At 60.0% G+C, this 891-nt stretch carries 1 pseudogene; it reads right to left on the bottom strand.

The features are described 5' to 3' along the window. A pseudogene (locus ON29_RS23005) lies at positions 1 to 891 on the bottom strand (DNA-directed RNA polymerase subunit beta); the annotation flags it as partial.

Below are 891 nucleotides of genomic sequence, written 5' to 3'. Positions count from 1 at the left end.
CCAGCCGGTCTTGCCGATCCAGCCCAGATGGGTTTCCAGGATCTGACCGATGTTCATACGACGCGGCACACCATGGGTGTTCAAGATGATGTCCACCGGAGTGCCATCAGGCAGGAACGGCATGTCCTCGGTCGCGAGGATCTTACCGATCACACCCTTGTTACCGTGCCGGCCCGCGAGCTTGTCACCATCCTGGATCTTGCGCTTCTGAGCCACATACACCCGCACCAACTCGTTGACACCCGGCGGCAGATCATCATCGTCCTCCCGGGAGAACACCCGGATACCGATCACCTTGCCCGACTCACCATGCGGCACCTTCAACGAGGTATCACGCACCTCACGCGCCTTCTCCCCGAAGATCGCCCGCAACAACCGCTCCTCCGGAGTCAGCTCGGTCTCACCCTTCGGCGTCACCTTGCCCACCAGGATGTCCCCATCCCGGACCTCCGCACCGATGCGCACGATGCCCCGCTCATCCAGATCAGCGAGCACCTCATCGGACACATTCGGAATATCCCGAGTGATCTCCTCGGCACCCAGCTTGGTGTCACGCGCATCGATCTCGTGCTCCTCGATATGAATCGAGGTCAACACATCCTCTTCCACCAGGCGCTGCGACAAGATGATCGCGTCCTCGTAGTTGTGACCCTCCCACGGCATGATCGCCACCAACAGGTTCTTACCCAGGGCCATCTCACCGTTCTCGGTGCACGGACCATCAGCCAGAACCTGACCACGCTCCACCCGCTGACCCTCATCCACAATCGGACGCTGATTCGAGCACGTACCCTGATTCGACCGGTTGAACTTCCGCATCCGATAGGACTTACGCGTCCCATCATCAGCCATCACCGTCACATAATCAGCCGAGACCTCCTCGACCACACC

This window comes from Nocardia exalbida NBRC 100660, from assembly GCF_000308575.1.
Classification (GTDB): domain Bacteria; phylum Actinomycetota; class Actinomycetes; order Mycobacteriales; family Mycobacteriaceae; genus Nocardia; species Nocardia exalbida.
This window is presented reverse-complemented; position numbering and strand designations above follow the sequence as displayed.